The 25,982-nt window shown below is 67.1% G+C and carries 26 protein-coding genes; 10 read left to right on the top strand and 16 right to left on the bottom strand.

The genetic code is table 11. The features are described from left to right. Positions 1 to 62: 62 nt before the first annotated feature. The 3 genes from AC3WL8_RS03575 (at position 63) to AC3WL8_RS03565 (ending at position 1,746) form a co-directional block, all read left to right on the top strand. Positions 63 to 479, top strand: a complete 417-nt coding sequence (locus AC3WL8_RS03575; RefSeq protein WP_492377921.1) for a type II toxin-antitoxin system HicB family antitoxin — start codon at positions 63 to 65, stop codon at positions 477 to 479. Positions 480 to 510: 31 nt separating this feature from the next. Continuing rightward, the gene (gene alkB, locus AC3WL8_RS03570; protein ID WP_211979465.1) at positions 511 to 1,173 is read left to right on the top strand and encodes a DNA oxidative demethylase AlkB; all 663 of its coding nucleotides are present in this window, start codon (positions 511 to 513) and stop codon (positions 1,171 to 1,173) included. 84 nt (positions 1,174 to 1,257) lie between these two features. Next, positions 1,258 to 1,746: a GFA family protein gene (locus AC3WL8_RS03565; RefSeq protein WP_211979466.1), complete on the top strand. Its 489-nt coding sequence runs from the start codon at positions 1,258 to 1,260 to the stop codon at positions 1,744 to 1,746. A gap of 59 nt (positions 1,747 to 1,805) precedes the next feature. Here the strand turns inward: AC3WL8_RS03565 and cysK are convergent, their stop codons facing one another. Further along, positions 1,806 to 2,723 carry a cysteine synthase A gene (cysK, locus tag AC3WL8_RS03560; protein ID WP_153954100.1) on the bottom strand — a complete coding sequence of 306 codons (918 nt, stop codon included), beginning with the start codon at positions 2,721 to 2,723 and terminating at the stop codon, positions 1,806 to 1,808. A 427-nt stretch (positions 2,724 to 3,150) separates the two neighbouring features. Here cysK and AC3WL8_RS03555 point away from each other — a divergent pair, with 427 nt between their 5' ends. Both AC3WL8_RS03555 and bcsS read left to right on the top strand, forming a co-directional pair. Continuing rightward, positions 3,151 to 5,310 (top strand): glycosyltransferase, encoded by a 2,160-nt coding sequence (locus AC3WL8_RS03555; RefSeq protein WP_211979467.1) that lies wholly within the window; start codon positions 3,151 to 3,153, stop codon positions 5,308 to 5,310. Beyond that, entirely contained in the window at positions 5,307 to 6,038 is a 732-nt protein-coding gene (gene bcsS, locus AC3WL8_RS03550) for a cellulose biosynthesis protein BcsS (protein WP_492377920.1), read from the top strand. The genes AC3WL8_RS03555 and bcsS overlap by 4 nt, the downstream gene beginning before the upstream one ends. 34 nt (positions 6,039 to 6,072) lie before the next feature. Here bcsS and AC3WL8_RS03545 read toward each other — a convergent pair whose 3' ends face one another. The 3 genes from AC3WL8_RS03545 to AC3WL8_RS03535 form a co-directional block, all read right to left on the bottom strand. Further along, the gene (locus AC3WL8_RS03545) at positions 6,073 to 6,702 is read right to left on the bottom strand and encodes a DUF938 domain-containing protein (RefSeq protein WP_013953965.1); all 630 of its coding nucleotides are present in this window, start codon (positions 6,700 to 6,702) and stop codon (positions 6,073 to 6,075) included. A gap of 130 nt (positions 6,703 to 6,832) precedes the next feature. Further along, positions 6,833 to 7,345 carry a GNAT family N-acetyltransferase gene (locus AC3WL8_RS03540; RefSeq protein ID WP_492377919.1) on the bottom strand — a complete coding sequence of 171 codons (513 nt, stop codon included), beginning with the start codon at positions 7,343 to 7,345 and terminating at the stop codon, positions 6,833 to 6,835. Positions 7,346 to 7,457: 112 nt separating this feature from the next. After that, on the bottom strand, positions 7,458 to 9,443 hold the full coding sequence (locus tag AC3WL8_RS03535) for a PhoX family protein (protein WP_492377918.1): 1,986 nt from the start codon (positions 9,441 to 9,443) through the stop codon (positions 7,458 to 7,460). Positions 9,444 to 9,740: 297 nt separating this feature from the next. On the opposite strand from AC3WL8_RS03535, the gene AC3WL8_RS03530 reads away from it, so the two are divergent. Further along, positions 9,741 to 10,358 carry an IMPACT family protein gene (locus AC3WL8_RS03530; RefSeq protein ID WP_041228740.1) on the top strand — a complete coding sequence of 206 codons (618 nt, stop codon included), beginning with the start codon at positions 9,741 to 9,743 and terminating at the stop codon, positions 10,356 to 10,358. Beyond that, on the top strand, positions 10,351 to 10,665 hold the full coding sequence (locus AC3WL8_RS03525) for a 2Fe-2S iron-sulfur cluster-binding protein (protein WP_153954096.1): 315 nt from the start codon (positions 10,351 to 10,353) through the stop codon (positions 10,663 to 10,665). Before AC3WL8_RS03530 ends, AC3WL8_RS03525 begins: the two co-directional genes overlap by 8 nt. Before the next feature lie 52 nt (positions 10,666 to 10,717). Here AC3WL8_RS03525 and AC3WL8_RS03520 read toward each other — a convergent pair whose 3' ends face one another. Continuing rightward, positions 10,718 to 11,815: an extracellular catalytic domain type 1 short-chain-length polyhydroxyalkanoate depolymerase gene (locus tag AC3WL8_RS03520; protein ID WP_492377917.1), complete on the bottom strand. Its 1,098-nt coding sequence runs from the start codon at positions 11,813 to 11,815 to the stop codon at positions 10,718 to 10,720. 132 nt (positions 11,816 to 11,947) lie between these two features. Between AC3WL8_RS03520 and AC3WL8_RS03515 the strand changes: the two genes are divergently transcribed. Further along, positions 11,948 to 12,148 (top strand): DUF3606 domain-containing protein, encoded by a 201-nt coding sequence (locus AC3WL8_RS03515; RefSeq protein ID WP_010810704.1) that lies wholly within the window; start codon positions 11,948 to 11,950, stop codon positions 12,146 to 12,148. 311 nt (positions 12,149 to 12,459) lie between these two features. Then, positions 12,460 to 13,209: a carbonic anhydrase gene (locus tag AC3WL8_RS03510; protein WP_013953971.1), complete on the top strand. Its 750-nt coding sequence runs from the start codon at positions 12,460 to 12,462 to the stop codon at positions 13,207 to 13,209. 30 nt (positions 13,210 to 13,239) lie between these two features. Here the strand turns inward: AC3WL8_RS03510 and AC3WL8_RS03505 are convergent, their stop codons facing one another. The 7 genes from AC3WL8_RS03505 to czcI all read right to left on the bottom strand — a co-directional run bounded on the left by AC3WL8_RS03505 (position 13,240) and on the right by czcI (position 21,881). Then, positions 13,240 to 13,992 carry a sulfite exporter TauE/SafE family protein gene (locus AC3WL8_RS03505; RefSeq protein WP_013953972.1) on the bottom strand — a complete coding sequence of 251 codons (753 nt, stop codon included), beginning with the start codon at positions 13,990 to 13,992 and terminating at the stop codon, positions 13,240 to 13,242. Between the two features lie 13 nt (positions 13,993 to 14,005). Continuing rightward, positions 14,006 to 14,362, bottom strand: coding sequence for an antibiotic biosynthesis monooxygenase family protein (locus AC3WL8_RS03500; protein WP_010810707.1), 357 nt, complete (start codon positions 14,360 to 14,362; stop codon positions 14,006 to 14,008). Positions 14,363 to 14,388: 26 nt separating this feature from the next. After that, positions 14,389 to 15,519, bottom strand: coding sequence for a cytochrome P450 (locus AC3WL8_RS03495; RefSeq protein ID WP_492377916.1), 1,131 nt, complete (start codon positions 15,517 to 15,519; stop codon positions 14,389 to 14,391). Positions 15,520 to 15,669: 150 nt separating this feature from the next. Continuing rightward, a complete protein-coding gene (locus tag AC3WL8_RS03490) occupies positions 15,670 to 18,846 on the bottom strand; it encodes a CusA/CzcA family heavy metal efflux RND transporter (RefSeq protein WP_492377915.1) in 3,177 nt (1,058 codons plus the stop codon). A 12-nt stretch (positions 18,847 to 18,858) separates the two neighbouring features. Then, on the bottom strand, positions 18,859 to 20,127 hold the full coding sequence (locus AC3WL8_RS03485; RefSeq protein WP_153954093.1) for an efflux RND transporter periplasmic adaptor subunit: 1,269 nt from the start codon (positions 20,125 to 20,127) through the stop codon (positions 18,859 to 18,861). 16 nt (positions 20,128 to 20,143) lie between these two features. Next, complete coding sequence (locus AC3WL8_RS03480) at positions 20,144 to 21,412, bottom strand: TolC family protein (protein WP_492377914.1); 1,269 nt, start codon at positions 21,410 to 21,412, stop codon at positions 20,144 to 20,146. A gap of 94 nt (positions 21,413 to 21,506) precedes the next feature. Beyond that, entirely contained in the window at positions 21,507 to 21,881 is a 375-nt protein-coding gene (gene czcI / locus AC3WL8_RS03475; RefSeq protein WP_013953978.1) for a cation efflux protein, CzcI family, read from the bottom strand. Positions 21,882 to 22,166: 285 nt separating this feature from the next. Here czcI and AC3WL8_RS03470 point away from each other — a divergent pair, with 285 nt between their 5' ends. Beyond that, positions 22,167 to 22,511: a hypothetical protein gene (locus AC3WL8_RS03470; RefSeq protein WP_492377913.1), complete on the top strand. Its 345-nt coding sequence runs from the start codon at positions 22,167 to 22,169 to the stop codon at positions 22,509 to 22,511. A gap of 52 nt (positions 22,512 to 22,563) precedes the next feature. Here AC3WL8_RS03470 and AC3WL8_RS03465 read toward each other — a convergent pair whose 3' ends face one another. The 4 genes from AC3WL8_RS03465 to AC3WL8_RS03450 are packed head-to-tail and all read right to left on the bottom strand — an operon-like array spanning position 22,564 to position 25,815. Beyond that, positions 22,564 to 22,770, bottom strand: coding sequence for a zf-HC2 domain-containing protein (locus AC3WL8_RS03465; RefSeq protein ID WP_013953980.1), 207 nt, complete (start codon positions 22,768 to 22,770; stop codon positions 22,564 to 22,566). 41 nt (positions 22,771 to 22,811) lie between these two features. Then, positions 22,812 to 23,405 (bottom strand): sigma-70 family RNA polymerase sigma factor, encoded by a 594-nt coding sequence (locus AC3WL8_RS03460; RefSeq protein WP_041228744.1) that lies wholly within the window; start codon positions 23,403 to 23,405, stop codon positions 22,812 to 22,814. 58 nt (positions 23,406 to 23,463) lie between these two features. After that, the gene (locus AC3WL8_RS03455; RefSeq protein ID WP_492377912.1) at positions 23,464 to 25,086 is read right to left on the bottom strand and encodes an AAA family ATPase; all 1,623 of its coding nucleotides are present in this window, start codon (positions 25,084 to 25,086) and stop codon (positions 23,464 to 23,466) included. Between the two features lie 51 nt (positions 25,087 to 25,137). Beyond that, positions 25,138 to 25,815, bottom strand: coding sequence for an alpha/beta hydrolase (locus AC3WL8_RS03450; RefSeq protein ID WP_492377911.1), 678 nt, complete (start codon positions 25,813 to 25,815; stop codon positions 25,138 to 25,140). Between the last annotated feature and the right edge of the window lie 167 nt (positions 25,816 to 25,982).

Genomic DNA, 25,982 nt, shown 5'->3' with positions numbered 1-25,982 from the left:
AATCAGTAAACATTTTTGCTTACCATACACCCGGCATCCGTTGTCGCAGGAGGAGTCCCAATATGCTGCGTTTCCCTGCCAACATCGTCTCGGACGACGGTGGCTTTGCTGTGTCGTTTCCCGATATCCCCGAAGCCCTGACCAGCGGCGACACCATCGAGCAGGCCCGCGAGATGGCCGCCGATGCGCTCGCTACGGCCATGGAGTTCTATTTCGAAGATGGCCGCCCGGTGCCGCTGCCGTCGAAGGCAAGACGCGGCCAGCATCTGGTAGAACTGCCGGCCAGCGTGTCGGCGAAGGTGCTCCTGCTTAACGAGATGATCGCGCAGGGCGTGACGCAGGCGGAACTGGCGCGCCGGCTGCATACGCGCAAGCAGGAGGTGCAGCGTATCGTCGACCTGGACCATGCGACCAAGATCGATACGATCGAGGCTGCATTCCTGGCCTTGGGGAAGCGGCTGGAACTGACGGTCGCCTGACCGCGCCAAGGCGTCCGCAATCCTCCATCTCATGACTTTCGACCTGTTCGACGACCTGCCACCGAGCGGCTCCGGCAGCCCCGCCATCGAACCCCTCGCCGACGGCGCCGTAGTCCTGCGCGGCCTGGCCCGTGCGGATGCCGAAGTGCTGCTGGCCGACGTCCAGGCCGTCATCGCGCTTGCCCCCTGGCGGCACATGATCACCCCCGGCGGGCTGAGAATGTCGGTGGCGATGGTCAACTGCGGCACGGTCGGCTGGGTCTCCGATGCGCGCGGCTATCGCTATGACCCCGTCGATCCGCTGAACGGAAAGCCGTGGCCGGAGATGCCGGCGAGTTTCCGGCAACTGGCCACCACCGCGGCGGCGCAAGCGGGCATTGCCGGTTTCGAGCCGGATGCCTGTCTTATCAATCGCTATGAGCCGGGCACCCGGCTCTCGCTGCACCAGGACCGCGACGAGCGCGATTTCAGCGCGCCCATCGTCTCGGTCTCGCTGGGGCTGCCCGCGGTGTTCCTGTTCGGCGGCATGCGCCGCGCGGACCGTCCGCAGCGGGTGCGGCTGGCGCATGGCGACGTGGTGGTGTGGGGCGGGCCGTCGCGGCTGGCCTTCCACGGCGTGGCGCCACTGGCCGATGGCGACCATCCGCTGCTGGGGCGGCTGCGCATCAATCTGACATTCCGCAAGGCGCTCTAGCCATCACCGCCGCCTTGGCACTTTGCCGGGGGTTTTCTACAGTCAATGGACTGTCCTGAACGCCACCGTGCAAAGGCCCACACCATGCATCTAGACGGCTCCTGCCATTGCGGCGCCATCCGTTTCTCGCTCGAATCCGACTCGCCCTACCCGTATATGCACTGCCATTGCTCAATCTGCCGCAAGACGGCGGGGAGTGGCGGCTACGCGATCAACCTGGGCGGCGATGCGGCCACGCTGCGCGTGCGCGGGCGCAAGCACCTTGGCATCTATCACGCCGTGCTGCGCGAGCCCGGCAAGCGCGCGCGGCGCTCGCCGGCGCAGCGGCATTTCTGCGTGAAGTGCGGCAGCGCGCTGTGGCTTTGGGACCCGCGCTGGCCAGAGCTGGTGCATCCGCATGCATCGGCCATCGACACAGCGCTGCCGCGCCCGCCGGAGGTGGTGGAGGCTGCGCTGGATTCTGTCGCGCCCTGGGTCGACGTGCCCAAGGGCAAAGGCCATGTGCACTGCGACACCTGGCCGAAGGAATCGCTGGCGGACTGGCACAAGCGGCACGGCCTGTCGTCGCGCTGAGCGGCTGCCCAAAGCGTTCTGAGCGCCCGGGCCGCACGGGCCAGGGCGCTCATGCCTGCTTATGCGGGCAGGAACCCTTCGACGGTCAGGTAGCGCTCGCCGGTATCGTAGTTGAAGCCCAGCACGCGCGCGTTGGCCGGCAGTTCGCGCAGCTTCTGTGCGATCGCGGCCAGCGTGGCGCCGGACGAGATGCCGACCAGGATGCCTTCCTCGCGCGCGCAGCGGCGTGCCATCTCGCGCGCGGGCTCGGCATCGACCTGGATCACACCGTCCAGCAACGACGTATCGAGATTCTTCGGGATAAAGCCCGCGCCGATGCCCTGGATCGGGTGCGGCGCCGGCGCGCCGCCGGAGATCACCGGCGAGGCCACCGGCTCGACGCCGAACACCTTGAGCTGCGGCCACTTGTCCTTGAGCACGCGGGCACAGCCCGTCAGGTGACCGCCGGTGCCAACGCCGGTGATCAGTACATCCAGCCCCTCGGGGAAATCGTTCAGGATTTCCTGCGCGGTGGTGCGCACGTGCACGTCGACATTGGCCGGATTCTCGAACTGCTGCGGCATCCACGCGCCCGGCGTGGCGGCGACCAGTTCCTCGGCGCGCGCGATCGAGCCCTTCATGCCCTTCTCGCGCGGGGTCAGGTCAAAGGTGGCGCCATAAGCCAGCATCAGGCGGCGGCGCTCCACCGACATGCTGTCCGGCATCACCAGCACCAGCTTGTAGCCCTTGACCGCGGCCACCATGGCCAGGCCGATACCGGTATTGCCCGAGGTCGGCTCGATGATGGTGCCGCCCGGCTTGAGCACGCCACGGCGTTCGGCGTCTTCCACCATCGACAGCGCGATGCGGTCCTTGATCGAGGCGCCGGGGTTGCTGCGCTCCGACTTGATCCAGACCTCGTGGCCGTTGCCGAACAGCCGGTTGATGCGGATATGCGGGGTATTGCCGATCGTCTGCAGGATGTTCTGGACCTTCATCTTGTTCTCCGTGGCGGGCGCGATGCCGCAGGCCTGTAAGGCACTGGCATCGCAGGATCGAATGACGGGACGATTCTAGAGCAAAGCGCCACGCAGGCGGAACGCTTCATGCCAGGATCGTATCGTCTGCAATGCCCTCCTTAACCATTGACCGTATGCCCTGCGCAGGCCACCGCTCTATCGCGCAGGCGCTCGGCGATCAACTCACGCAACCGTGGAATCTGCGCGTAGATTTTGGTCACTAGCCAGCTCGTCCCCGCCCCTGCCTTAAATGATCTTCATATCAGAAATAAACAACAACCGTCTGATGCGACATGAAGTCGTCAAAGAGCTCCCGCCTATGGCACCATGCGGACTAGTCGTATGACTATGCCGATATAGGTCTCCGCTTGTAGCTCGACGGGCAAGGCGCCCATTGGAAGCCAACATGAAGACTGAGCAGCCCAAACGCTATATCGCCTTGCTAGTGGCCGTCTACGTGTCTTGCGGATTCGCGTATCTCGCCTGGCGCGTAGGAACCGTCAACATGGACGCGCCGTGGCTGTCTCTGCCGTTGTATGCCGCTGAAGTCTACGGTTATCTGAGCGGACTTCTGTTCGTGCTGATGACCTTTCGGCTCAGCGTGCGGGAGGTAGTACCGCCGCCAGCGGGACTGAAGGTCGATGTATTCGTGCCCACTTACAACGAGTCCGTGGACCTGCTGCGCCGTACGCTGCTGGCGGCCACGCGGATGGAGTACCCGCATGTTACCTGGCTACTCGATGACGGCCGGCGGCCAGACATGCGCAAGCTGGCCGAGGATCTGGGCTGCCGCTACCTCACCCGCGATAACAACTCCCACGCCAAGGCCGGCAACCTGAACCACGCGCTGCAGTTCTGCGAAGGCGAATTCATTGCGATCTTCGACGCCGACCATGCTCCTCGCAAGGATTTCCTGGTGAATACACTGGGATTCTTCCACGATGCAGACGTTGCGTTCGTGCAGACACCGCAGGACTTCTTCAATATCGACTCGTTCAACCACCGCATCGGCAAGAAGCGGGTCTGGGATGAGCAGGCGCTCTTCTTCAAAGTCATACAGCGCGGCAAGGACGCACTGAATGCGGCCTTCTTCTGCGGCAGTTGTGCGGTGATCCGACGTTCCGCGGTGGAGAGAATCGGCGGCTTCGCCACCGAGACCGTTACGGAGGATGTCCATACGGCCGTCAAGCTGCACAAGCTGGGATTCAAGTCTGTGTACTACGCCGAATCACTCGCCTTTGGCCTGGCGCCGCACAGCATTGACACCTACCTGAAGCAGCGCATGCGTTGGGGAATGGGAGCGATGCAGGTGTTCCGGCGCGAAAGAATTCTTTTCAGCCGAGGCCTGACGCTGGGCCAGCGACTCAATTATTTCGCGTCGGCACTTTACTTCTTCGAAGGTTGGCAGAAGCTTGTTTTCTTTCTGACACCGCCGGCAGTATTTCTCTCGGGCGACCTACCCATCGTCGCATCGCTCAACACCTTCCTGCTGCTGTTCTGCCTGTACTACCTGCTGTCGATGTTGGTTCACCTTGAGCTGGGACGCGGCTACAACTCGCTGCTTCTCAGCGAGCAGTACGCCATGACTCGATTCTTTGCCTTCATGTCAACGAGCGTTGGACTGTTTCGTCGCAACATCCCGTTTGCCGTGACCGACAAGCAGCTTTCCGATACTGGCAGGATGTGGCTCTGGATGTCGCCGGTGCTAGTGCTGGCGGGGATTACGGCAATCAGCGTGCCGACAGGCCTGTACCGGATGCATACAGGGAGCATTCCGGTCGGTGCAGGCGTCGTCACGCTCATATGGACCTGCGCGACCCTTCTCACGGCAGCAATGGTGATCGTGTACGCTCACCGCCATGCAAGCAACCGCCGCACCGAGTACCGCTTCCCGCTGCGGCTGCCGATCACGCTGACCCTTGATGGCACGTCATACCTTGGCTTGACATCGGACCTTTCCCCCAACGGCGCGCTTTACATCGGGGAGCCAATTCCAACGTTATCCCGCGGCGACACGGTAAACATAGCCATCCACCTGCCCAATCTGATCGTATGCGATGCGGCCGCCGCAACGTTCGTCAACCGATCTGCGGCGTGGGCGGAAAAGGCCGCGGCGGGCGTCGCCGGGGAGGCCACAGTGGGACTGCGCTTCAACTGGGATGCGCAGGGCAACACCGGCGCACTCGAGACGTTCCTGTACGGCAGTCGGCTGCAGCTTGAAATGGGCAACCTTTCCGAAACCGAGACCCCGCCTCTTACTCGCCTGGCTGAATTGCTGAGCCGCGACGGGGGCGCGCCACTGCTGACGCAGAACTGGGCGCCGGGACTGCTGATGCAGCCGCTGCGCGCCGGTGTGTTGCCGGTGGTCATTGCCACGATCGAGGGCGCGGCGCCGCTGCTGTTCAGCAGTATCGAACTCGATCTGGACACTGGTGCCACGTTGCGTCGCACAGCGAAAGGCATGGCCACGGAACATGCGGTCAGGCTGACGCCCACGGGCAGGCTAGCGACGCCAACCGGCGATTTCCACCTTTACAACATTACGCCGCACGCGACGACGGTATGAAAGAAAAAGGCCGCATGACGCAGGACACGCGCAAGAATATTCGGGCCGACCGTGCGCTCGCCATCGTAACCCTCTGTGGCGCGGCCATCGTCCCGTTGCCGGCTATGGCGGGCACGTTGTTCGGCGGGGCAAGCTTCGCCGGTGGAGGTGAGCGTAGCGAATACGCTGGTGTCACCGGCAATTGGCTGCCGGTGCCCTTCCTCACCCAGAAGCTCGTCGTCAGCGACTACCACTACAAGTACGGCTCGAACGGCACGACGGTGTCAGTGAACGGACAGTCGGCCGAGGCGGCGCTTGGCGTACAGAAGGGCTGGAAGACCGGCTGGGTTGAAGCCACGGCCGGCGCGCGCTATCGCTACAATCGCGTGTCGCCAGAAGGCGCCGATAACCGTGCCGACGGCGGCGAATGGGGCCTGGCATTGACAGTCCTCGGCCAGCAGGAGTTCGCGCAACACTGGGCCGTCAACGGGATCGCGAGCTACAACATCGGGCCCAAGGCGTATTGGGCGCGCGGCCGGATTCTCTACAAGATTTTCGGCGATGCGTGGGCCGGCGCGGAGGTCATCAAGCATGGCGATCCGTTTTACCACTCCACGCAGGGCGGTCTGGTGCTGACCGGCATCTCGCTCGGCCAGACCGTGAAGCTTGGCTTCTATGGTGGTGCCAAGAAGACCGGTGGGCAGCCGCGCGCATTCTATGGCGGGCTGGAAATCAGCAAGGCGTTCTGATGGCGCTTGTGCCGCACCCAAGAAAATACGCTAACTATTTGATTCCATTGACATGGAACGTTAGGCTGAAGTTGTTGGCCGGCATTGGCACCGGCTCGTCGCAGCGCATGCCCTGCGCCTCGCCCAGCGCGATCACGGCTTCCATGTCGCGCACGCCCCAGTCGGGGTCGGTGGCGCGCAATTGCGCGTCGAAGGCCGCGTTGCTCGGCGCCGTATGCGCGCCGCCGCGGCGATAGGGGCCGTACAGGAACAGCACGCCGCCAGGGCCCAGCAGCTTGCCGGCGCCCTCGAACAGCGCCTCGGCCGCGGCCCATGGGGCAATATGGATCATGTTGATGCACACCACCGCATCCGCGGCATCGATGCCCCATGGCTGGCGGCAGACATCCAGCGCCAGCGGCGCGCGCACATTGGCCAGGCCCGCATGCGCGGTCCAGGCTGCGATCGACGCGCGCGCGGCGGCTTCCGGATCGCTTGGCTGCCAGGTCAGTCCCGGCAGCGCTGCGGCAAAGTGCACGGCATGCTGGCCGGTGCCGCTGGCAATTTCCAGTACCGTGCCGCTGGCGGGCAGCACGTTGCGCAACACCGCAAGGATAGGCTCGCGGTTGCGCTCGGTGGCGGGCGCCATGCGGCGTGCGTCGGGGTCTTGGGTCGAGCCGGTCATGATGGCATGCTCAGCGGGGGAAAGCGCCTAGCGTAGCAGAATCGGCCCGCCGGGGGGCGCTCCGCCCTGAGGGGCAGCGTGTCAGCTGATGAGGGGCGGCAGCCTGGGCAGGATGCGATGCCGCTGTACCTCAACGGCGCCCCGGGATCTGGTAGATCAAGCGCTCAAACTTGAGGGTCGTGGCCTGGCCCACGACCGTGCCGCCAAGCGACTCTGCGATCCGGCGGCTGGGCCAGTTCTGTTCGGCCACGGGATAGACCAGGTGCGCCGGCGACAGGTTGTCCTGCGCCCATTGCGCCAGCGCGGTGACCGCGTCCAGGCCGAAGGCATGGCCGTGGCAGTCCTCGCGGATCCAGATGCCGAGTTCCGGCGCGGGCGTGTCGGCGTGGTGCAATCCCGCCAGCCCCAGGAACAGCCCGTCGTCGGCACGCCGGATGGTGAGCACACATTCCGAACCTCGCGCCATGCCTATCAGCCAGCCTTGCCACACGGCTTCGAAAGCCGCCGGCGTGGGCGATGGCTCCCAGTCCATGAATCGCGCAAGCGTCGGGGTGATGCAGGCAAAGGCCTCGGCTGCGTCGTCGCCGCGAAAGGGCAGCAGGCTAAGGCGCGCGGAGTGGATGTGCGGAAGCTGGTCAGGCATGACGGGCGGGAGGCTGGGCATGATGCCGGAGTTGCCATGTTAGACGATCGCGCCCCAACAAAAAACGGCGGGCCGAAGCCCGCCGCCTTCATCCAGGCACTGCGCTACCGCGTCAGGCCTTGGCCAGCCTGACGCCAGTCGGGTCGCCCGTCAGGTAGCCCACGGCGGCACCGAAGCGGTCCTTGTAGTTGGCCATCACCTTCGCCTCAAGCGCGGGCCGGACCTTGTCGTGCAGCGGCGATTCCCAGTCGCCAACGTGCTGGAAGTTGCTCATCACATAGGTCCAGCCGTTGATCTCGTCCACCGCGTGCAGGCCCGTGGATTCGGCGCCGACCGGGCACGACAGCACGCGGCTGTGCACCTTGGTATCGACGTTGTACGCCCACAGGAAATTGTTGACGTGGGTATTGCTGTCCTCGCCGACAAACAGCGTGCGCAGCTTTTCCGAGAACTTCAGGTTGTCGGGCGTGGCGACCTTGTCAGGGTTGGCAAAGTTGCCCAGCGCATCCTGCTGCTTCATCTTGCCGCCGCCCAGGTCTTCGCTGACCAGCGCCGGCACCGCCGCCATGTCGACCGGCACCCATTCGCTGTTGATGGCCGTGCCGGTCTTGTCGGCCTGGCCGCCCTTCAGGTTCAGCTCATAGACGGCGCCGGAGTACGGGCCTTCCACCTGGATGTCGCCGGCGTTGGCGGCATTGGCCGTGAGCATGCTCGACTCGATGCGCGACATTGCCGAGTAGGCCTTCTTGTCCTTGATGTTGACCGTGGTGCCTTCCATCTTGGTGAAGCCCAGGCTGCCGCCGACCAGTGCGGCGTAGCGGTGCGTTTCCAGGAACGCCGCGGCCTTTTCCATGCCCGGCATCAGCTTCACCCAGTTCGGCTTGCCGTTGTAGAGGATGCGGGTGTAGCTGACATCAGCCGGATCGGCGGTCTTGACGTCCATGATGTCGGCCAGCTTGATGCCGCCGTCGACCAGCGCGCGGATTTCGGCACTGGTGGCGCTGCCCAGCCTGATCCACGACAGCGTGGCGCTGCCCGGGCCCACGCCCGAGGTCTGGTGCCACTTGGCCACGTACAGCGTGCCGGACGACAGGTCGCGGGCGCGGTCGGCGATAAACAGGAACAGGCCGCCGTTGGTGGCATCGTCGCCCATCAGCACGGTGCGCTCGTCGGGCATGACCTGCACCAGTTCATGCGAGATGCGGCCCAGGCAGTAGTGCTTCTTGATGGTGCCGGTGCCGTCCGGGTTGACCGTGACTTCCGGCAGGTGGCCGTAGTTGTAGGCGTTGGCGCGCGCCGGGTCGCCGTACAGGTTCTGGCTGTAGCCCTGCAGCTGCGTGACCGCGCTGGCGTTCAGCAGGTCGGTCTCGTACTCTTCGCTCGACAGGTGGGTGTTCCACGGCGACAGGCTGGCGCCGCAGGTGATCCACAGGCCGTTGACGCCCGAGGTATCGACGTTGTGGTACTTGACCGGGGTCAGCTTGCCGGTGGCCGGGTCCTGGTCCAGCGTCACCACCGCGATGGGCGACGGCAGCAGGCCGTACATGCTGGCATTGCCCTGGTTGCGCGTGGTGTACTCGAACTGCACCACCGCAAACACCGTCTTGCCCTTGACGCCGGGCACGGTCGGGTTGGCCAGGGTCAGCAGCGAGCTGCCGTCCGGCGCGTCGGAGAAGAACTGGCGTTCCTTGCCGGCCACGGAGGTGTCCATGATCGGCCTGTTGTTGATGTCGTAGTAGCCGCCGGCCAGGATGGTGCCGCCCTTGCCGTCGGGCAGGGTGTCGCCGGTGATGAAGAACGGCTGGTAGGCCAGCTTGTAGGTCTGGCTGCTGCCGTCGCTGAACGACACCTTGAGGCTGGAGCCCACCGTGGTTGTCGCCATCGCGTCCGGCGTAGCCAGCGTCGGCGCGCTCATGCCGACGAACTCGGCCGTGGTGAACGTGGCGGCCTGGGCCGGCGGAAGCGGCGCGGCGACAGCGTCGTCGCCACCGCCGCAACCTGCCAGCAGGCCGGTGGAGGCAAGGCCAAGCGGCAGCATCGGCGCGCCGGCCAGGAGCTTCAGGGCCTTGCGGCGGCCAGCATTGGGTTGTTCAAGCATGTTCTCGATCCGGGGAAGAGGAAGGGATATGTTGTTCACTGCGTATTTGCGCCGGCCCCCGCGGGTGGGACCGGGCACCTGTTGGCACAGGCGGGCGGCGGGCGGCATTGCGCATGGCCGGAGCGGATCGTAGGCGCAGTTTGTGACAACAAGTTGACGATACGACACAAAAGCGGCGCTTTCGGCCAGGCCCCGGATGCCGCTGCGGTACACTCGCCCTTTGCATCCGCGGCTCCACAGGCGCGGATCCGTTGAATGCCGGCAGCCTCCGTTTCTGCCCCCCTTCCGCCCTGCCGCTTGCCCACATACACGCTAGCCACCCCCGTCCAGGCCGAGATCGAAATCCGCAAGAGCCGCTTCCTGGCGCTGGCGCTGCCCGTTGCCGACCGTGACGCCGCCTTGGCGGCACTGCAGGCGCTGCGCGCCGAGCACCCCACCGCCACCCACGTGTGCTGGGCATTGCTGGCTGGCGGCGCCTCGGGCATGTCCGACGATGGCGAGCCCTCCGGCACCGCCGGCCGGCCCATCCTGGAAGTGCTGCGCCACCATGACCTGGACGGCGTGCTGGCGGCGGTGGTGCGCTATTACGGTGGCGTCAAACTGGGGGCGGGCGGGTTGGTGCGCGCTTACACCGATGCCATCGCGGCCGCGCTGAAAAAGGCCGAGCGCGTGGAACGCATCGCCTACGGCACCCTGACGGTGTCAGTCGACTATGCCGACGAGCCGCGCGTGCGCCGCTGGCTCGACTATGAAGCGCAGCCAGGCTGCACGCTGGCCGGCACCGCCTATGGCGCGCAGGCCACGCTGGTCCTGCGCATGCCCGCAACCCAGCTCGACGCCGCGCGCGATGCCCTGCGCGACGCGACCCACGGACGCGCCCAATTCCCGGAAGCGGAGGATGAGGCCCATGGCTGAACGCGAGCCGGTGGCGCCGGACGACCGCGCGGAATTCACCGCAAGCGTGCTGCCAGGCAATACCCGCTTCGCCGCGCCGGCGGCGTTGAGCCTGCTGGAAGCTGCACTGCTCGAAGGCGTGGCGCTGCCCAACTCTTGCCGCAATGGCACCTGCCGCGCCTGCGCCAGCCGGCTGCATGCGGGGACGATCCGCTATCGGATCGAATGGCCGGGGTTGAGTCTGGATGAGAGGGAAGAGGGGCTGATCCTGCCGTGTGTGGCTTGTCCGGCCAGTGATGTGGTGATTGAGCCTGTCAGGCTGGGGTAGGTCTCAGGCCTGAAGAGAACCTCACCCGTTGTGCGGCGTCAAGACTACTCTCTCACCCCCAAACCGCCAGAAAAAACCGCAACGCCAGCTTCAACCCATCCGGCCCCGCCGGATCGGAGAACGCCTGGCCGCCTGCCCCGCCGCTCCAGGCGTGACCCAGACCCTCGATCCGCACTAGGCGAACGTAAGGGGACTTTCCCTCCATCCAGTCGAAGACATCCATGGCACGGCGCATGCCGCGCTGGATGCGCCGTGCCGGCACCGCGGACAGCGGGTGCGCATCCTCCGGCTGCAGGTGCATCCACATGCCCGCCGCGGCGGTGGCATTGCTGAAGTCGACCACGTGGTCGGCATCGCCATGCAGCAATAGCAACGGCGGCGGGCGGCGCCCCGCCAGCCCGAACCGCAGCGCCTGCATGGTCTTGGCATCGGGCCCGTGCCCCCCGCGCATGGCACGCGCTGCCTGGGCGGCATTGGTGGCGCTCCAGGGCACCGCGCCGGAGTGCGAGCCGACCGCGGCGAAGCGCTCCGGGTAGCGTAGCCCCAGCATCAGCGCCATCGCGCCGCCCGCGGACAGCCCCAGCACGCTGACGCGGTCGACGGCAACCGGATGGCCGCGGCAAGCCTGGTCGATCAGCGCCATCAGCAGCCCGGCTTCGACGCCACCCCGCGCGGCGGGCCGGAACCAGTTCCAGCAGCGCTGTGCATTGGCCTGCGAGGTCTGTTCAGGCAGCAGCACCACCCAGCCGGCTTCGCGCGCCACGGCGGCGGCGCGCGTGACCGCGGCAAAGCTGGCGGCGTCCTGGCCGCAGCCATGCAGCAGCACCAGCATCGGCGCGCGACGCGACGCCGTGACGCCGGCCGGCACGAAGATGCGGTAGCGGCGCGGTGCCAGTGGCGCGCCCCATGCGCCTTCCTCCCAGCGCCCGCTGCCGCGGTTCTGCGGCGCCTGCACCGGCGATACCACGCCCGACAGTGCGCGCTGGGTGGCGGCCGTGACTGCAGCCGATTGCTTCACCGCGTTGCGCACGATGGCCTCGGTCATCGGCTTGGTCAGGTTCTGGTTGACGGCGCGCTGCATGCGGCGCGCATTGCGGGCCGCGGCCTTGTTCAGCGTGGACCAGAGTTTTGCACCGGATGAGCGGGGCATGCGGCGTCCTGTCGGCTGGGGTAACCCGTACATCATATGCGCAAGCTCAGGCCGTCTTGCATGCAACGCGCGCCGGATGACTGCCTACAATGCAAGGGCCGTGTCGCCCCGAGACATGGACAGGAGGCAAGCATGAGCGATGTGACAAACGAGTTCAGGCCGCTGGATCCTGGCCGCATCAACCTGATGGATCCGCTTGAAGTGCAGTACTGGTGCCGGGAGCTGGGCTGCAGCACCAGCGACCTGGAGAACGCCGTCGATGCCGCGGGCGACCATATCTCCGCGGTACGCGCGCAACTGGAGTCGAACCAGGCCGGCGCGCGGCCTGGCTGAAATCCCGAGACAAACGGTGGCAGGCAGGCATCCCCGGCTGAGCGGGGATGCCTGTGGAGCGTGCCACGTGAGATGTCGGCGCCGTGTCCGTTCCATGACGGCATGCGCGGCATGCATCAATCGCATGCGTGCATGCAGTCCATACCCCTGTTAAATGCAGTGCAGACCGGAATTCAGCAATGCCTTATTCGCTGGACGGCAGTTTTGCTGCATGATTCCCGGCCGGGCAAAGACCCGGCACTCAAGACTGGGACAGCTTGATAACACCACGTCGGAAACCAAGGGGTTACCAACACTAGGACGCATCGACAATGAACATCAGGCTGCCGATTATCACCGTTTGCACCGCCTTGCTTGCACCTGCCGCGTGGGCCGGCAATGACCCGCACTGGAGCTATATCGGACCAACCGGTACCAGCCACTGGGCCAAGCTCGACCAGGACTACAAGACCTGTGCGCTAGGCAAGCACCAGTCGCCCATCGATATCCGCACCGGCAAGACCCAACCCGCGGACCTGAAGCCGATCGGCTTTGGCTACGCCGCGGCGCCCGCCACCGTGGTCAACAACGGCCACACCGTGCAGGTCAACCTGCCCGCCGCGGGGCAGATCGAACTCGACGGTGTGGCCTACAAGCTGCTGCAGTTCCACTTCCATACGCCCAGCGAAGAGAAGATCAACGGCAAGACCTATCCGCTGGTCGCGCACCTGGTGCACCAGAATGCAGAAGGCAAGCTGGCGGTGGTGGCGGTGCTGTTCAAGTCCGGGCGGGAGAATGCGGCGCTGAAACCCGTCTTCGCGAGCCTGCCGGCCAAGGCCGGGGAGTCGCGTGAACTGACGGCGCCGCTGGATGTGGCGGCGTTGCTGCCGGCCCGGCAGTCGTACTGGGCCTTCACCGGCTCGCTGACCACGCCACCGTGCAGCGAGGACGTGCGCTGGCAGGTGCTCAAGACGCCGGTGGAAGTGTCGCCTGCGCAGTTGGCCGCATTCCGCCAGCTTTATCCGATGAACGCCCGTCCGGTGCAGCCGCTGAACGGCCGCACGGTGCAGGCCAGCCACTGAGCGTGCAGGGCGGGGAGCATGGGGGCTTGATCACAGCCCTCGCAGCGCCAGTTCGCCGCCCAACACCAGCAGCCCGCAGAAGAACAGCTTGCGGAAGCGCTCGGCGCTGATCCGGTGGCGCAGCCACTGGCCCAGGAACATGCCGCCGAGCGCCGGCACCAGCGCCAGCGCCGAGGCGCCCAGCACCGGCAAATGCAGCAGCGACCCGCCCATGGCCAGGCTCACCGCCAGCGCAATGGTCGATACCGTGAACGACAGCCCGAGCGCCTGCACCAGGCTTTCCTTGTCCAGCCCGAGCCCCTGCAGGTAAGGCACGGCGGGAATCACGAACACACCGGTCACCGCCGTAATGCCACCCGTGACCAGCCCGATCAACGGCCCGAGCCACCGCTCCGCCCCCGCCGGCACCACCAGCTTCACCGCGGCCAGCCCGACCACCGCGTACAGCACCAGCGCCACACCCAAGGCCGAGGTCGCGTGCGTCATCATGCCGGCCGGCACCCATGCCGCACACAGCCAGGTGCCGGCACAGATCGCCACCAGCATCGGCCACAGCCGTTGCATCAGTTGCCCGAAGCGCGCGCCGCTGAACAGCTGCACCACGTTGGTCACCATCGACGGCGCCACCAGCAGCGCCGCCGCCTGCGCGGGCGGCATCACCAGCCCTAGCATGCCCACCGCAACCGTGGGCAAGCCCAGGCCCACCACCCCTTTGACAAAGCCTGCCAGCAAGAACGTCAGGCCGATAAACGCGGCTTGGGTGCCGATCGCTTCCATCGTCATCGCTGCGCCTCCTTCAGCCCGCCTTGTGGTCATGCACCGCGCGGCTGTCCGCCGGCGCCTGGTCGCGCTCATTCAGCCCGTAGTCGCGCAGCACCTGCGCCACGCGCAGCCGGTAGCCGGCAAACACGCCGCCGCGACCGGCCGCCTGCGCCTGGCGATGCGCCAGCGTATTGCGCCAGGCGATCACCGCGGCCTCGTCGCGGAAGAACGACAGCGACAGCAGCTTGTTGGGGTTGGTCAGGCTCTGGAAGCGCTCCACCGAGATAAAGCCGTCGATGGCTTCCAGCTGCGGGCGCAGGTGCGCGGCGATGTCGAGGTAGTTGTCCTGCCGGCCCGGTGCGGGCTCGACTTCGAAGATGACTGCGATCATGTTGTCTCCTGGGGCAATGGCGGGGATCAAAGGAAATGCGGAATGCGCGCGTTTAGCGACGGACGATAGCGGAACGCCTGCGCCAGCGCGGCCGGATCGGCACCACGCGCACGCAGCGCTGCCACCGTGGCAGCAGCCAGCGTCTGCGCCACGCGGTCACCGGGACAGGCATGGCGGCCGTGGCCGAAGGTCCATGGCCGCTCGCCGGCTGCGGCACCACTGCACGACGCCGCGGCCAGCAGCACCAGCACCGCATCGCCGGCCTTGACGGCGTGGCCGCACAGTTGCGCATCGGCGGCCAGGAAGCGGCGCGTATTCTGCACCGGCGGATCCTCCCGGGCGACCCGCGCCACCACGGCATCGAGCGGCAGCTCTGACTGCGGCGTGTCGCGACCCAGCCGCAGCAGCGTATTCCCGGCCAGCGCCGCGGTGGCTTCGCAGGCCTGCACCAGCAGGCCGATGATGTTGGCGGCGACAGCCTGCGCGTCGATGCCGGCGGCATGCGCGGCTTGATGCAGCGCCGGAAGCGGGCCGTCGCCCGGCGTGGCACCGGCAAGCCACGCGCCCAGCCATTGCGCTGCGTCAGCACCGGCACGGACGGTGTGCGCATCGGCCAGCTGCGACTGCGCGGCGGCGAAGGCCGCGACGCGTTGTGCGACCTCGGCCGCCTTGCCACCTTCGGCAATGGGCAAACCGAGCAGGTCGGCCACTGTCACCACAGGCAATGTGAAGAGCCAGCGGTTGACGCGCTCGCCAGACGTACCGGCGGCAGCGCCAGCATCGATCATCGTTGCCATCGCCGCCGCGCGCCGCGCTGTGGCGGCCGCGTCAAGGCCCGCCAGCATCGGCATCAGGATCTGCTTCAGTGGTGCGTGGGCAGCGCCGTCGTTCATCCGGATCAGGCGGCCGAACAGGTCACCGGCTGCGGTGCCGGCCAGCGCGGGCGGTACTGGCTGCGCCGGCGGGCGTACGCGGCAGTCAGGATGGGCCAGCACTGCCGCCACTTCACGCGGGCCGGCGGCGACCCACAGGCCGAGACGGTCATCGCGGTAGAACGGCTGGCGGGTGGCCAGCTCCCGGTAGTACGGGTAGGGGTCGGGATCGGTGACGGCGCGAAGCGGGTCGATCCCGGTATCGGGCAGGGTGGCTGTCTGCATGGCGGCACGTTGGGGACTGGATGTGCTGCCAGTTTGCCGCGTGCGCGGGGGTGAACGCTTCATGGCGTCATGAAAGGTCGATTGCCTTTGCAAAAGCCACTGGGTTCCCGCCTTCGCGGAAACCCAGTGGCTTCAACGTGGCTTCGCAGCTTACGTTTCCACCCGCGCAAACTCCCCCTCCCCCTGCGCCGCGTCCGCCACCGCCTCGTCGTTCCGGTGCGCCAGCCGGTACAGCACCGGCAACACCAGCAAGGTCAGCGCCGTCGACGACAGGATGCCGCCGATGACGACTGTCGCCAGCGGGCGCTGCACTTCGGCACCCGTGCCCGTTGCCAAGGCCATCGGCACGAAGCCAAGCGAGGCAACCAGCGCCGTCATCAGCACCGGCCTCAGCCGCGTCAATGCCCCATCGCGGATCGCCGCATCCAGCCCATGGCCATCCTCGCGCAGCGAGCGGATAAACGACAGCATCACCAGCCCGTTGAGCACCGCCACGCCGCACAAGGCGATAAAGCCCACCGCCGCCGAGATCGACAGCGGAATGCCGCGCAGCCATAGCGCCAGGATGCCGCCGGTCAGCGCGAACGGGATGCCGGTGAAGACCAGCAGCCCGTCCTTGACGTTGCCGAACATGGCGAACAGCAGCACGAACACCATGCCCAGCGCCAGCGGCACTACTATGCGCAGCCGCGCGGTGGCCGACTGCAGCTGCTCGAAGGTGCCGCCCCAGCTGGTCCAGTAGCCCGCCGGGATCTGCACGCGCGCGCGGATGGCAGCCTCGGCCTCGGGCACGAAGCTGCCGATATCGCGCCCGCGCACATTGGCGCTGACCACGATGCGGCGCTTGCCGTTCTCGCGCGAGACCTGGTTGGGGCCCGGCGCGATCTCCACGCTGGCGACTTCGCTCAGGGGGATATAGCTGGTGCGCGCCGCTGCCTCCTTCGACAACGGCACCGGCAGGCGCCGCAGCGCTTCCACGTCCTCGCGCACGGCATCGGGCAGGCGCACCACGATGTCGAAGCGCCGGTCGCCGCTGAAGAAGGTGCCCGACACCTTGCCACCGATGCCGATCGCCACCGCATCCTGGATATCGCTCAGGTTCAGGCCGTAGCGCGCCGCCTTGTTGCGGTCGATCTGCACCGTCAGCATCGGCAGGCCGGTGGTCTGTTCGACCTTCACCTCGGCCGCGCCGGGGATGCCCTGCAGCACTGCCGCGATGCGATTGGCGGTCTGCTCCAGCACGGCGTTGTCGTCGCCGAACACCTTGACCGCCACGTCGGAGCGCACGCCCGAGATCAGCTCATTGAAGCGCAGCTGGATCGGTTGCGAGAACTCATAATTGTTGCCCGGCAGCTTGCCCACCTCATCGCGTATCGCGGCGATCAGCTCGTCGCGCGTGCGGCGGGGCTCGGGCCATTGCGACACAGGCTTGAGCATGATGTAGCCGTCGGAGATATTCGGCGGCATCGGGTCGGAGGCGATCTCCGCGGTGCCGGTGCGCGCAAAGATGCGCTCGATCTCCGGGAATTTGGCCTTCAGCGCGGTTTCCACCTGCTGCTGCATCGCCACCGATTGCGTCAGGCTGGTGCCGGGGATGCGCAAGGCCTGGATCGCCAGGTCGCCCTCGTTCAGGCTGGGCACGAACTCACTGCCCAGGCGCGTGCCGATGGCCAGACACAATGCCACCGCCACGCCGGCAAACGTCAGCACCACCGGCGTCGCGGCCAGCGAGCGCTCCAGCAGCACCGCGTAGCGGCGGCGCGCCCAGGCCATCAACCGGTTCTCGCGCTCGGCCACGCGGTTCCCGATGAACAGCGCCACCGCCGCCGGCACGAAGGTCACCGACAGCACCATCGCGCCCAGCAGCGCCAGCACCACGGTGAAGGCCATCGGGTGGAACATCTTGCCCTCCACCCCGGTCAGCGCAAAGATCGGCAGGTACACCACCATGATGATCAGCTGCCCGTACAACAGCGGCCGGCGCGCCTCGCGCGCCGCGGCAAAGACTTCATGCAGGCGTTCGCCGCGCGTGAGGGGCCGGCCGTGGCGCTCCTGCGCATGCGCCAGCCGGCGCACGCAGTTCTCGACGATCACCACGGCACCGTCGACAATGATGCCGAAGTCCAGCGCCCCCAGGCTCATCAGGTTGGCACTGATGCGGTATTGCACCATGCCCGTGAAGGTGAACAGCATCGACAGCGGGATCACCAGCGCGGTGATCAGCGCCGCGCGCAGGTTGCCCAGGAACAGGAACAGGATGGCGATCACCAGCACCGCACCTTCCAGCAGGTTTTTCTTGACCGTGGCAATGGCCTTGTCGACCAGCGTGGTACGGTCGTACACCGTGACGGCCTGCACGCCCTTGGGCAGGGTACGGTTGATCTCGGCCATCTTGCGGTCCGCCGCCTGCGACACCGTGCGGCTGTTCTCGCCGATCAGCATGAACACGGTGCCCAGCACCACCTCGCGGCCGTTCTCGGTGGCCGCGCCGGTGCGCAGCTCGCCGCCGGTCTGCACGGTGGCCACGTCGCGCACGCGGATCGGCTGGCCCTGCGCGGTGCCGACGATCACGTCGCGGATATCGTCGAGCGAGCGCACCTGCCCCGGCACGCGCACCAGGTACTGCTCGCCGCGGCGCTCGATATAGCCGGCGCCGACGTTGTCGTTGTTCTTCTCCAGCGCGCTCACCACGTCGGCCAGCGACAACCCGTACGACGCCATGCGCTCCAGGCTGGGCGCAACCACATAGGCGCGCGCATGGCCGCCGATGGCATTGACCTCGGTCACGCCGGGCACGTTGCGCAGCTGCGGGCGGATCACCCAGTCCTGGATCTCGCGCAGGTCCGACAGCGTATACGGCGTGCCGTCCGGCTTGCGCGCGCCGGGGTCGGCCTCGACCGTCCACAGGTAGATTTCGCCCAGCCCGGTCGAGATCGGGCCCATCGCGGGCGTGATGCCGGCGGGCAGCTTGTCGCGCGCTTCCTGGATGCGCTGGTTGACCAGCTGGCGCGCAAAGTGGATATCGGTGCCGTCGCGGAAGATCACCGTCACCTGCGACAGCCCGTAGCGCGACAGCGAGCGGGTCTGCTCCAGCCCGGGCAGGCCCGCCATCACGGTCTCGACCGGATAGGTGATGCGCTGCTCGGTCTCCAGCGGCGAATAGCCGTGCGCTGCGGTGTTGATCTGCACCTGCACGTTGGTGATATCGGGCACCGCGTCGATCGGCAGCCGGGTGTAGCTGTACAGGCCCAGCGCGGCCATGCCCAGCACCGCCAGCAGGACCAGCCAGCGTTGCTCGATGGCAAAGCGGATCAGGCGTTCAAACATGCGTGCCTCCGCTCAGTGCTCATGCCCGGCGCTGGCTTTGCCCAGCTCGGACTTGAGGATGAAGCTGTTGGCCGCGGCGTAGCGCGCGCCGGCCTGCAGGCCCTCGGTCACCTCCACCAGCTTGCCACCAGCGCGCCCGGTCTTGACCGGCTGCACCGCAAACCCGCCCGGCACGGCGATGAACACCACGCTCTTGCCGTCGACCTGCTGCACCGCGTCGGCCGCCACCGTCACCGGCACCTGCGCCGGCGCGCCCAGCACGCTGACCGTGACGAACAGCCCCGGGCGCCACGCCATGCCGGGATTGGCCAGCGTCACGCGCGCCTTGGCCGTGCGCGTCTGCTCACCCAGCAGCGCGCCGACGTAGGACACCTTGCCCTCGGCCTGCGTGTCCGAGGCGCTCGAGCGCACCGTGACCGCTTCGCCCACACGCACCTGGTCCAGGTCGCGCGCGGACACCACGAACTCCGCCCACACCGAACTCAGGTCGGAGACGGTGAAGACGCTGGTGGCTTCCTGGACCGCTTCGCCCAGCGCCAGGTGCTTCTCGACCACGATGCCATCGAACGGGGCACGCAGCGCAAACTGGTTCAGGCTGCCGCCCTTGCCCGCGCTCTTCTCCGTGGCGCCAATCGCGGTCAGCTTCTGGCGCGCGTTCTGGACCGCGATCTGCGCTTCCTCAAGCGCCGTGCGGGCCTGCTGGTAATCCTGCTCGGCGGAGATCTTCTCCTGCCACAGCGTCTTCTCGCGCGCGTAGGTGGCACGCGCCAGCGCCTCGCGCTTCTGCGCCGCCAGCAGCTCGCTGCGCTGCTCGGCCAGCGTCGTGCTGGCGAGCAGCGTCAGCACTTCGCCCTTGCGTACCTGCTGGCCAAGGTTGGCCGGCACCGCCTGCGCAACGCCCGCCACGCGCGGCACCACGTGCGCGGTGCGGTCTTCATTGAAGCGGATCTCGCCGGGGAAATCGACGCTGCTGCGCAGCGGCGCCGCGGCGGCGCTGGCGATGCCGATGCCGGCCTGCTGGATCTGCGCGGGCGTCAGCGCGATCAGGTGCGGCTTGCCTTCGGCTTCCGGCTTCGCCGCGGGAGCGCTGGCGTCAGCGTGCGCGGCCGCATTGTCTCCTTCCTTGCCATGTTCGTGCTCGTCGCCATGCTCGGCTTGCCCGTGCCCGGCCTCGCCGGTGGCGCTGCCGCCCTTGCCGGTGAACAGGATCGCCGCGCCGCCCAGCAGCCCCGCGACCAGGATGGCCACCACGGCGGCCCGTTGTTGCTTGCTCATTGCCATGTCTTCGGCGTCCGTATCAGTGTCCGAGGATGCGGTCGATGCTGGCCGCCGCGTCATAGGTGCGGGCCAGCACGTCCAGGTAGCGGATGCGCGCCTGGAACAGCGTGCGCTGGGCATCCAGCACATCGAGGAAATTGAATTTGCCGGCCTCGAACCCGCGCGAGGCGGCGGCATAGGCCTGCTCCGCCGCGGGCAGCACCGAGGCCTGCAGCGTCTGCGCCGCGGCGCGCGATACCGACAGCTGCGTCGACGCCTGCTGCAGCTCACCCACCAGGCGGATGCGCGTGGCCGCGTGCGTGTCCTGCGCCTTGTCGGCCCGGCGCAATGCGGCGTAGAGGTTGCCCTGGTTGCGGTCAAACAGCGGCAGCGGGATCGCCACGCCCAGCACGGCCATATTGCGGTTGGCCTCGTTGTCGCGCTTGGCGCCCAGGCTCACGGTCACGTCGGGATACTGGCGGCTGCGCGCCACGGCGACTTCGGCGCGGCTGCGCTCGGCCACGAGGCGGCTTGCCGCCAGTTGAGGCGAGTCTTCCAGCGCCGCTTGCAGTGCTGCCGGCGCGGGGCGCGAGGGCAGTGCGTCAAGGTCGCCCTGCGCCTGCGCAAAGTGCGGCAAGGCGTTGCCCCACAGCGTGGCCAGCGACTGACGTGCGGATTGCAGCGCGCCGGTAGCCTCGGCCAGTTCCAGCTCGGCATTGGCCTGTTCGACCCTGGCGCGCGTTTCTTCCAGGGGCGCGACCTTGCCGGCGGCCACGCGCCGCCCGGCCGCCGCGGCCGCCTTGCTGGCGATGCCGACCGAGCCTTCGGCCAGCTTGACGCGTTCCTGCGCCACCAGCACGCCAAAGAAGCGTGCGATCACCGCGGCGCGCAGCTCGGCGCGTGCGCCGCCCAGCTCGACCTGCGCCAGTTCGCGCCCGCGCTCGGCCACACCGATGCGCGCGGCGCGCTTGCCGCCGAGTTCGATCGGCAGGTTGATCTGGCCGGTGGTGGAGCGCGTGGCCTTGCGCGTGTCTTCGATCGACACGGCCAGTTCGGGATTGGGCAGCACGCGCGCCTGCGTGACATCGCCCTCGGTGGCGTCAAGCTCCTTGCCCGCCGCGGACAACGCGAAGCTGCCGGCTTCGGCCAGCGCCAGCGCGGCGTCGAGGCTCAGCGTGCCGGCAGGCTCTTGGCCCGGGGCCGGCAAGGATGCCGATGGCTGCGCCATGGCAGGGGGCGGCGTCTGCGCGACGCCATGTGGGCTGAATAGAACGGCCGCCAGCCCAAGCGGCAGCAAAAGTCTTCGCATCGAATTGCACCAGGAAAGAAACCGGGAGAATTCGGCGAGACGCCTGACGTCAGGAAATCAGGAAGACCATGAAATGGAAGCGTCGTCTCGCCGGTTAAGCGAGACGCGGCCACTGCGGACGGTCGGGCGCCCGCGCACTGTGCGAAGAGAAGCTGGGCTGCGGCGCCGGTGGCGCCAGTTCCACCCGGCGCATGGCGTGCACGTCGGGCGCGTCGGCCCGTGCAAACGGCAGCGAAGCGATATGGCAGACGCCGCAGTCGGGATCGGGCAGGCCGAGCTTGGCCTTGTCCTGCGCCTTCTGCGCGGGCTGGTCCTGCTTGCCGCTGTCGGCCTTGTGCTGGTGCTCATGGTGCCCGAAATGGGCCTTGGCCGGAGCCGCCACCTCATGTCGGCAATACGCGGCGGCTCCCGCCCAGGCGAACTGGAGCGGCAGGACGAGCGCAAGAAGGATGAGGATGAGCCGTTGCATAAGGGAAGTGGCAGCTGCCCTGGCCGCCTGGCATCAGGCGACGGGGGATTGCAGCGAGCCGCAAGTTTAACCGAGCCGCGCCGGGCATTCCGGCGACGGGGACATTACATTTGCGTCATGCCACGGGCCGCTTCCGCCCTCGGCCGTAACTTCAATTTTTTTGAATAACTTGTCCGGCAACTGGCCTGTTTCCGTATCGATGGCGCTTCTATAGTTCTGTACATGAACGGCACGCACACAACGCAAAGCCTTCTGACAAATTCAACGAGCTTAAGGAGAACCATCATGACCAAGACCACCCGCCTCGCTACTGCCCTGCTCCTGTCGCTGGCTGCCCTGGGCGCCGCGCAAGCCGCCACCGTCGCCGAGCAGCTGCCCGGCGACAAGTACGGCTACAGCTTCCGCAGCACCGTGCCCGGCGACAAGTATGGTTATGAGTTCCGCAGCCACGATGTGTTCACGGAAGGCGCCCGCGTGGGCAAGGTCGATCCGTTTGTCGACGGCGCCCGCACGGTGGCCGGGCTGGAGCGCAGCGGCGTGTCGGCATCGCCGTCGCGCAGCTTCGACACCTTTACCGAAGGCAGCCGCGCTGGCCGCTTCGACCCCTACGGCGAAGGCGCTCGCGCCTGAGCGATACCGGCACCCAGCCAGCAAGAAGGCCAGCGGATCCGCTGGCCTTTTGTCATTCGTCGCGCCCCAGCCTGTGCATGGCCTCGCGCAGGGTCCGCATCTGGGCGCTGAAGCTGGTGCAGGCGTCACAGATCGCCAGGTGGGCGCGCATGCGCAGCCGCTCGCCCCATGACAGCGGCCGGTCCAGGCCCTTCATGGTGAGGTGATGCACCTCTTCACAGTTCGGCAGCAGGCGGCGGGAGGGGCGGGAATCTGGCATGTAGGTCAGTGACTTATCCGTTGCATGGGCGGGGGCCGGGCTCAACCGGCCTTGCCGGGCCGGCCGCGCTGGCCGAACCAGTGCAGTTCCAGGCATCCGCGCAGGCGCATGCGGGCGCGGTACAGCATCGCCCAGGCATTGGTCGCGCTGATCTGCAAATGCTGACAGATTTCTTCGGTGTCCAGCTCCAGCCACTCGCGCATCATGAAGATCCGGCCGGTGCGCTCCGGCAGGCGGTCCACGCAAAGCTGCAGGATCTCGAAGAACTCGCGGCGCTCAAAGGCGCGTTCCGGGTTGCCCCAGTCGGACGGCGGGTCCTGGTAGTGGCCGTTGCGCGTGAACAGCACATCGAAGGCATCGTCGTCGGATTGCGGCTGGCCTTCGGCATCGGTGGCCAGCGCCAGCCTGACCTCACGTTTGCCGCTGCGCAGGGTGTCGATGATCTTGTGCTTGAGGATGCCAACCAGGTAGGTGCGCAGCGTTGACTGGCCGGCGAAGCGCTCAGGGTGCTCCAGCGCCGCCAGCAGCGTTTCCGAGACGGCATCCTCGGCCACCGCCTCGTCGCGCAGCTGCAGGCGGGCAAAGCGCAGCAGGTAGGGGCGTATGGCCTGGAGTTCGGCGGGGTCGAGGCTCATCGGGGATCGGGGCGCGGTTGCCTGCACAGATGGCCCATGATACCCGCGCACCGGCGCCTTACCCTATCCCGCGGAACTGCCCGCACAGCCGGAACACGTCTTCCGACAGCGGGATCCCCTTGGCCTTGCCGTAGCGGGTTGCCAGCTTCAGCAGCTCCTTGATGTCGCGTCCGCTCGCCTTGGGGTAGGCGGCGGTCAGCGCATCGATCAGCGCGTCGCCCAGTTCCGCGCCGAACTGCACGGCCTGCAGGCGCCACAGCCGCATGGCGTCTTGCTTGCACGGCGTTTCGTAATGGATGGTCGCGATGCAGCGCGACAGGATGGCATCGTCGACGTCGCCGATGCGGTTGGTGGTCATGAACAGCAGGCCGTTGAAGTACTCCAGCGTGCGCAGGAATTCCGCGACGATGGCGTTGTGCTCCAGGTCGTTGTCGCGGCAGCGGATATAGACGTCGGCCTCGTCCAGCAGCAGGATCGCGTTCCAGCGCATGGCCCGGCGCAGGATCGTCATCAGCGTGGCACCGACCGACGCGGCAGTGGTGCCCAGCTGCCCGGAATGCACGCGGTACAGCGGCTTGCCCACCACCTCGGCGTAGATCTCCGCGGTCAGCGTCTTGCCCAGGCCTGGGGCGCCCTGGCACAGGATGGTGGTACCGCCGGACTTGCCGGGCACGAAGTCCGGCACCAGCATGTCCATGTGCGAGGTCAGGATATCGATCAGGTCGCGGTGATGCGCGGGCAGGACCAGCTTGTCGCGCAGGGCCGGCTGGTAGCGATACTCGGTCAGGTGCTGCACATGCACCCAGATGTTGCGATGCCACTCCAGGTGGAACAGGTGCACGTAGCCATGCAGCGGCACGCGCTCAAAGCCCTCCATGACCCCGGCATCGCGCCAGAACGCCGGGTCGCAGGTCATCTCGAAGCGGCGCTCCAGCCGTTCCTCATCATTCACGCAGCGCGCGCCCGCGGTGTCGGCAATCGGCGTCAGCTCGGCGGGTCCCTTGGCATCGAGCGAGAACGCCGCGCGGGTGGCGACAAACTGCGCGCCGAAGCGGCGCTGGTAGCGCACGAAGCGCTGCGCATGCTGCTCGTATTCGTGCCGGAATTCCGCGCACTCCTTGTAGAAGCCGAACTCGGCCAGCAACTCCGGGATGGTGCGGTTAGCGATGTCGTCGCGGGTGATCACCATCGACGTGGTCATGCCGGAGCGGCGTAGGTGGTGGTCAGTCAGCGTGGAGTTGGCCGACTGCATGGTGTTGGCCAGCATGTCCACCACCACATAAGGCATGCCCTGCTCGGGCGACACATAGCGCATCCGGCGCACCAGCCAGGGCAGCAGCACGCCGTCGCGGCTGCGCTGGTACAGCCAGCCATCGATGGCATCGCGCGACAGGTAGGCGGCCAGCCCCGCCACCAGCTGGTCCAGCCCCGGAATCACGCGCGCCTGCGGCGCGTTGTAGACATTGTCCAGCGCCAGCATCTGGAACATCAGCGCGCGCTCGTTTTGCGTCTTGCTCAGCGTGTAGAGCGAGCTCAGCGACTGCGCATCGAATAGCTTGCTCGACACCAGCATATTGCCGTGGCAGACGCCGTGCTCCTGCAACTGCCGCGCCAACGGTGACCCGGTTTCGATCATCGCCAGCAGGGGGTGGATCAGCGCCTCTGGAATCTCGAAATCCATGTACCGCACTCCCGTTGAATGGCGTGGCCGCGCCGGCCAGCGGCCGGGGTTTCACTGCAGGAAGAAATCGATCGCGCGCTCGACCACGGGCGGATGGATGACATGCAGGCCATCGAACTCGACGTACTGCACGTCGTAGCCCGCGGCCTTCAGCCTGGTCGCATGGGCGCGGCCGCTGGTGACAACCGGCAATTGCTCGTCAGCCAGCCCGTGCGCGACAAACACCCTGGGAGCGCCCTCCTGCATGAACACCGACATGAAGCCGCCGGAGAACGCAATCACATGGCTGGCAATGTCGCCGTTGGTGATGCCGATCGACAGCGCGTAGCTGGCCCCGTCCGAGAAGCCCGCAAAGGCCAGCCGGCCCGCGTCGACCCGGTAGCGCGATGTCACCGCGATCAGCGCCTGGCGCAGCCGCTCCAGGTCGGGGCCGTTGCCGCCGATCACGATGTCCCAGGTCGGGTAGAGCGAATGCGGCGCCAGCACCAGGAACTTGTGGCGCCGCGCATGCGGCTCGATATGCGGCAGCACCTTTTCCGGAAACCCGCCCGCGCCGTGGAACATCACCAGCAGCGGCACCGGCCCGCTCTCCGGCAGGCCGTCCGGAACGAACAGCACGGCATCGCGCTCCGGGGCCACGCCCAGCGGGTTACGCCCGGGTGGCAGCGGGCCGTCGACGGGATCCGCGTAGGTGAATGACAGGCGACCGAACAGCGAGGGATCAAGCATGGCGGCAGGAGGCGTTATGCACACGTAATATATTGTATATCACATATCTAAGTATAGACCATGAACCCGGAGACCGACGGCGGCCTCCCTCCTCCGCAAGCAAACCTGCACCAGTCCTATTCCTGGTTCTCCAGCAGCGAGAAATACCGCCCGCGCAGGATGCCCTG

Source organism: Cupriavidus sp. FW305-F7, assembly GCF_058782875.1.
This window is presented reverse-complemented; position numbering and strand designations above follow the sequence as displayed.